Origin of the sequence: Yersinia rohdei ATCC 43380 (assembly GCF_000173775.1) — a bacterium.
Lineage (GTDB): Bacteria > Pseudomonadota > Gammaproteobacteria > Enterobacterales > Enterobacteriaceae > Yersinia > Yersinia rohdei.
The window spans coordinates 21649-28041 of sequence record NZ_ACCD01000041.1; the positions used below are offsets into that span (position 1 = coordinate 21649).

Here is a 6393-nt window from a genome sequence, read left to right on the forward strand (position 1 = left end):
GCATTGATATTTCTTATTCGTTACGTGCATTTTTGTACAGCTAAAAGAATATTAACCTGACTTTGATTTTGGATAAACCATGCAGCAAAACAAAGCTAAATTAAGGGTTCATAACAGTGATTCCCTACCCAAAGTAATGACACTTGATGTTAGTAAGTTAGGTCGTCCTTATCATAAGATACCTAAAATAGTGGGTGACTACTTTGCTGCTATTGAAAGTAACATTAGCCTCTATTTTTTAAAAAAATATCGTATCAATGTTGCCTTAACGGATATTACATTCGAAACAGACTGTAGCTATAAAAATGCCAAAACACTTTGTAGCCAAATTGGTAATGTTGCATTTGATATTGATCGGACACTGCTGCTGAATCTCCTCAATGATTACTATGGTTTGACCAAAGAAAAAAATATCATTTCTGACGTAGAAAACTTACCCATAACCCAAACAGAAGAGAGACTGAAAAATAAACTCAGCCTTGATATAACTGACCTGATTTTGAATCAACCCGAATTCGGTGAATTACTGGATATAAAAAACAATAACTCTCCACCGATAGCCAATTGGTCATATCGTATGGATTTCTGGTTAAAGGGTTATGAAAAATGTGCTTTCACATTGCTGATTGACCTTCCCCATGTAGATAGATTCCTCAGCAAGTTAAATAACGAGCACCAATCTGAAAAGAAGAAAAATCAAACATTTTCAATAAAACAATTTGATCAACTGGTAAAAAAACTGCCTATTCGGCTCACCAGTAAATTAAGTTGCAGCGAACTGACATTCTCTGATCTGATGAAACTAAAAGAAGGAGATATTATTCCTGCCACACTACCTGAGCATTTCCCGGTATTTATTGGCAAAGAATCCTTATTTAGTGCCGTGGTAAGTGAGAGTCGCGGCAAGCTATTTTTATCTGAATTTAATGACAAAACTAATGAGATAAACCATGACTGATCAATCCCTTGAACTCGGCAATGACCTGGATTTTAATTTTTCAATGGAAGAGAGCCAAATAAGTACGCCACTTCCTGTCGAACCTATTGAAGCGCCTTCAGTAAATGACAGCCTGCATGAACAACAGCGCAAAATATCGCTGTTCAGCCGCATTCCGGTCACCCTAACCCTGGAAGTTGCCTCGGTAGATATCCCACTTTCCGAGTTAATGACAGTAAACAGTGATTCAGTGATTGAGCTGGACAAACTGGCGGGTGAACCACTGGATATCAAGGTCAATGGCATCATGTTTGGCCAGGCTGAAGTGGTGGTCATCAACGAAAAATATGGCCTGCGCATTGTCAGTTTCAACAGCCAGGGCTTGGGTGAGCTGGCTCTATGATGTTAAAGCGCCGACCGACTATGACTGCCATCATTTTGAGTGGCGGCTTATTTATCAGTGGCTTACTGTATTCCCCTCTTCTCTTGGCACAAGAGGGGGGCATTACCTTATTCAGCACTGTTCCCACCGCGGCCGGTAAGGATTTTAATGTCAAAATTGAAATCTTGATCCTGATGACGCTACTCGGGCTGCTGCCCATCATGATGCTGATGATGACCTGTTTCACCCGCTTTATCATCGTCTTAGCGATATTACGTCAGGCTCTGGGATTACAGCAAAGCCCGCCGAATAAAGTGCTGACAGGTATTGCACTGGCCTTAACTCTCTTAGTAATGCGCCCAGTTTGGACCAAAATTCATGAGGATGCCGTCATTCCTTTCCAGAATGATGAAATCACCTTGCCACAAGCATTACGTCGGGCAGAAATCCCGCTGAAGAATTATATGCTGGCACAAACCAGCACTAAATCGCTGGAACAAATGATGGATATCGCCCAAGTCACTGGCGAACCACAGCAACAAGACCTTACCGTGGTCACACCAGCATATGTTCTCAGTGAGCTGAAAACAGCCTTCCAAATTGGCTTTATGATTTACATTCCGTTTTTGGTTATTGACCTGATTGTCGCGAGTATTTTGATGGCGATGGGGATGATGATGCTGTCACCACTCATTGTCTCTTTGCCCTTTAAATTAATGCTGTTTGTCTTATGCGATGGCTGGACATTAATTGTTGGCACTCTAACTGCCAGCGTACAGGGGCTATAGCATGATGACCGCAGATATTGCCGGGGACATTATTGCGGCTGGATTGCATTTGGTCTTGATCATTTCCGTGGTCGCTATTATTCCCAGCTTATTAACGGGACTGCTGGTCAGTATATTTCAGGCCACCACACAGATTAATGAGCAAACCCTCAGCTTCCTGCCACGGTTGGTCATGACCATGTTGGTATTAATATTTGCTGGCAAATGGATGCTCACCAAGTTGAGTGATTTCACCATTAATATTTTCCATCAAGCTGCACAGTTGGTTGGATAAATGCCGATGGGAATTGATATTCAAACACTGACAACGCCGTTATTTGCACTCTGGCTGCCTTTTGTTCGGATTTTGTCATTCTTACATTTTTGCCCGGTTATTCAACATCGGGCCTTTACCCGTAAAGCGAAAATTGGCACGGCTTTACTGCTCGCGGTTCTGATTACCCCAATGCTTAAGCAGCCGGTAATTATCAGCGAATTATGGTCAATGCATTCGCTATTACTGGCAGGGGAACAAATTCTGTGGGGCTGGCTATTCGGCTCAATATTGCAATTGGTTTTTGCTGCATTACAGGCGGCGGGGCAAATTTTATCTATGAATATGGGTTTAGGCATGGCTGTGATGAATGATCCAGCCAGTGGCTCCTCTACTACTGTGATTTCGCAGATTATTTTTGTTTTCAGTGCGCTGATATTTTTTACCCTGGATGGACATTTGCTGTTTGTCACCATCCTGCACAAAAGTTTCGACAGTTGGCCAATGGGCGAGGCAATTAATGACTTTTCGCTGCGCTCGCTAGCATTAAGTCTTGGCTGGATCATGTCATCCGCCACACTACTGGCCCTGCCAACGACATTTATTATGCTGATTGTGCAGGGGTCTTTTGGCTTACTGAACCGTATATCGCCAACCTTAAATCTGTTCTCACTAGGTTTCCCAATAGGGATGCTGTTCGGCTTGCTATGCCTGTTGTTACTGGCAATTAATGTGCCGGATCATTATCTCAATTTAACCAATGAGATCCTGACTCAACTCGAAAGAATGAAGGTGCGCTGATGTCGGCCAGTACCGGAGAAAAAAGTGAAAAACCCACCACCGGCAAACTGACAAAAGCCAGAAAGAAGGGGGATATCCCGCGGTCGAAAGATGTCACCATGGCCGCCGGGCTAGTGGCATCACTGATAACACTGACCTTATTTATGCCCTATTACAAAGAGCTGATTAAAGAGTCATTTCTGGCGGTGAGTCGTATGGCAAGCCGGATGGACGATCCCACTGCATTGGAGCAATTATTGCGGATCAATTTGTTTATTTTTGGCAAATTTTTAATCACATTAATCCCAATTCCACTGGCCAGTATTGTAGCAACGCTAATTCCTGGCGGCTGGAATTTCACCCCTGTAAAATTAATACCTGACCTTAAAAAACTCAGCCCTATAGCGGGTATTAAAAAAATATTCTCTGCCAGTAATGGGACTGAAGTGCTGAAGATGTTGGCTAAATGCAGCATTGTGCTTTACACCCTGTATATCATGGTCAACAACTCGCTAGCTGATTTATTGCGCTTACAGGCATTGCCCTTACTAGAGGCAATTACTGAAGGCTTCAGTTTGTATCACGGCATTTTAGTGTATTTCATCACTATTATTGTGATCTTTGCTGTAATAGATATTCCGCTGAGCACTTATCTGTTCAAAAAGAAAATGAAAATGACCAAACAGGAGGTCAAACAAGAGCACAAAAGTAATGATGGTAATCCAGAAATTAAAGCCAGAGTTCGTCAATTACAACGACAATTCTCAATGGGACAAATTAATAAATCCGTACCAAATGCTGACGTTATCATTACCAACCCAACACATTTTTCCGTAGCATTAAAATATTCCCCAGAGAAGGCCAGCGCTCCCTATATTGTCGCAAAAGGTAAAGATGACATTGCTTTATATATTCGAAGTGTTGCTGAAAAAAATAATATTGAAATTGTTGAGTTCCCGCCTTTAGCACGTGCTATTTATCATACAACCAAGGTCAACCAACAGGTGCCAGCTCAGCTGTACCGCGCCATCGCTCAGGTACTCACCTATGTTATGCAGGTCAAGTCCTGGCGCTCCGGGCTGGCCAATAAACCGGTATTAAATACCCACCTTGGGATCCCTAAAGAGATGCAGAAATACCATGATGAAAAATAAATTTAATAACCTTGCACATATATTAAAAGAAATACACATTACAGTTCCAATACTAATACTTTGTGTACTGGCAATGGTTATTTTGCCACTGTCGCCAATCGTATTGGATATCTTATTCACCTTTAATATTGTTTTGGCTGTATTGGTTTTATTGGTCAGTGTAAACAGTAAACGGCCGCTCGATTTTGCAATATTCCCAACCATATTGCTAATTGCTACCTTAATGCGCTTAACATTGAATGTAGCATCAACCCGAGTGGTATTACTTGATGGCCATGAAGGGCCTGGAGCTGCTGGTAAAGTTATTGAAGCTTTTGGTCAGGTGGTGATTGGCGGCAATTTTGTTGTTGGCTTTGTCGTATTTATCATTCTAATGATCATCAACTTTGTGGTGGTGACTAAAGGTGCGGAGCGAATTTCTGAAGTTTCCGCGCGCTTTACACTGGATGCACTGCCAGGCAAACAGATGGCTATTGATGCCGACCTCAATGCGGGATTAATCAACCAAGAACAAGCACGTTTGCGTCGTAAAGAAGTGGCGAGTGAAGCTGATTTCTATGGCGCAATGGACGGGGCATCCAAATTTGTTCGTGGTGATGCCATTGCCGGTATTATGATCTTGGTGATTAACGTCATCGGCGGTATTTGTATCGGTATTTTTAAATACGATCTCAGTGCCAGCCAGTCATTCCAGCAATATGTTTTACTGACCATCGGTGATGGCCTGGTCGCCCAGATCCCTTCATTATTATTAGCAACCGCAGCGGCAATTATTGTCACCCGAGTGAGTGACGGCGGTGATATGACTGATGAAATTAAAGATCAGTTACTGGCGAAACCGACCATTTTATATGCTGCGGCATTTGTGATGTTCATTCTCGCCATTGTGCCGGGGATGCCCCATCTTGCCTTTCTCAGCTTCACCGGATTACTCCTCTTCGCCGCTAGGCAGCAAAGTAAAAAAATTCAGCAAGCAGATGTTGAGCCCGATCTTACGGCCCTCAACCAAGCAATATCTGATGATAACTCGTTAAATATCAACTGGGATAATATCCCGGTGGTCGAACCTATTGGCCTAACCCTGGGTTATAAACTGGTTACATTGGTCGATGAATTAAAAGGCCGCCCCCTGACCCAGCGCCTGCGTGGTGTGCGACAAATTATCTCGGAGACCTGCGGAGTTTTATTACCTGAAATTAAAGTGCGGGAAAATTTTCGTTTAAAACCCTCGCAATACACTATCAATATTAATGGAATAAAAGTGGCAGGTGGTGAAGTCCATATTGATAAGTTGATGGCAATTCCAACTTCAGAACAATATGGAGAAGTAGACGGCATTCTGGCAATAGACCCAACTTACGGATTAGCCGTGGTGTGGATAGAGCCACAGGATAAAACCAACGCCTTGAATTTCGGTTATCAAATCGTAGATTGTGCCAGTGTGGTAGCAACTCACGTTAATAAGGTTGTACGGGATAATTTACCGGTACTGTTTAACTACGATGACATAACGCAATTACACCAACGACTTGAGTCATTATCGCCACGACTGGCTGAAGACTTGACCACGGCACTTAATTTTAGCCAATTGTTGAAAGTGTATCGCCAGTTATTAACTGACAATGTTTCACTAAAAGACATTGTGACTATCGCAACCGCATTACTAGACAGTGCAACTATTACCAAAGATTCGCTGTTATTGACCTCTGATGTGCGCTACGCATTGCGCACTGGAATTGTCAATAACATCAATGGTGACGATAAAAACTTGGCGGTTTATACCATTAATAATGAATTAGAGAATATGTTACTTGGCTCTTTAAATCAGGCTCAACAAGCAGGAAAAGTAGTGTTAGATAATTTCCCTGTTGATCCGAATATCTTGACCCAATTACAACAAAATATGCCAATCATTAAAGAGCAGATGAAAGCGGAAAATCACCAACCTATTTTGTTGGTAACCCCTCAGCTGCGGCCATTGATAGCACGCTACGCTCGGTTATTCTGTAGTGGATTAAATGTATTGTCTTATAACGAAGTGCCTGATGATATGGCACTGAATGTGATTGGTACTTTGGAATAAATCTTGCCCATCCGAA

General features: G+C 42.4%; 7 protein-coding genes. All 7 read left to right on the forward strand.

Annotated features, from left to right (window positions below; translation table 11 throughout):
• Positions 1–79: 79 nt before the first annotated feature.
• The 7 genes from YROHD0001_RS01260 to YROHD0001_RS01235 are packed head-to-tail and all read left to right on the forward strand — an operon-like array spanning position 80 to position 6377.
• Positions 80–958 (forward strand): FliM/FliN family flagellar motor switch protein, encoded by an 879-nt coding sequence (locus tag YROHD0001_RS01260; protein WP_004716637.1) that lies wholly within the window; start codon positions 80–82, stop codon positions 956–958.
• Positions 951–1340: a flagellar motor switch protein FliN gene (fliN, locus tag YROHD0001_RS01255; protein WP_032818254.1), complete on the forward strand. Its 390-nt coding sequence runs from the start codon at positions 951–953 to the stop codon at positions 1338–1340. The genes YROHD0001_RS01260 and fliN overlap by 8 nt, the downstream gene beginning before the upstream one ends.
• 20 nt (positions 1341–1360) lie before the next feature.
• A complete protein-coding gene (fliP, locus tag YROHD0001_RS01250; RefSeq protein WP_004716639.1) occupies positions 1361–2107 on the forward strand; it encodes a flagellar type III secretion system pore protein FliP in 747 nt (248 codons plus the stop codon).
• A 1-nt stretch (position 2108) separates the two neighbouring features.
• Positions 2109–2381 (forward strand): flagellar biosynthesis protein FliQ, encoded by a 273-nt coding sequence (gene fliQ / locus YROHD0001_RS01245; RefSeq protein WP_004716640.1) that lies wholly within the window; start codon positions 2109–2111, stop codon positions 2379–2381.
• Positions 2382–2387: 6 nt separating this feature from the next.
• A complete protein-coding gene (gene fliR, locus YROHD0001_RS0118805; protein ID WP_032818256.1) occupies positions 2388–3161 on the forward strand; it encodes a flagellar biosynthetic protein FliR in 774 nt (257 codons plus the stop codon).
• A complete protein-coding gene (flhB, locus tag YROHD0001_RS01240) occupies positions 3161–4294 on the forward strand; it encodes a flagellar biosynthesis protein FlhB (protein WP_004716641.1) in 1134 nt (377 codons plus the stop codon). Before fliR ends, flhB begins: the two co-directional genes overlap by 1 nt.
• Positions 4284–6377 (forward strand): flagellar biosynthesis protein FlhA, encoded by a 2094-nt coding sequence (locus YROHD0001_RS01235; RefSeq protein WP_391591408.1) that lies wholly within the window; start codon positions 4284–4286, stop codon positions 6375–6377. Before flhB ends, YROHD0001_RS01235 begins: the two co-directional genes overlap by 11 nt.
• Positions 6378–6393: the final 16 nt, after the last annotated feature.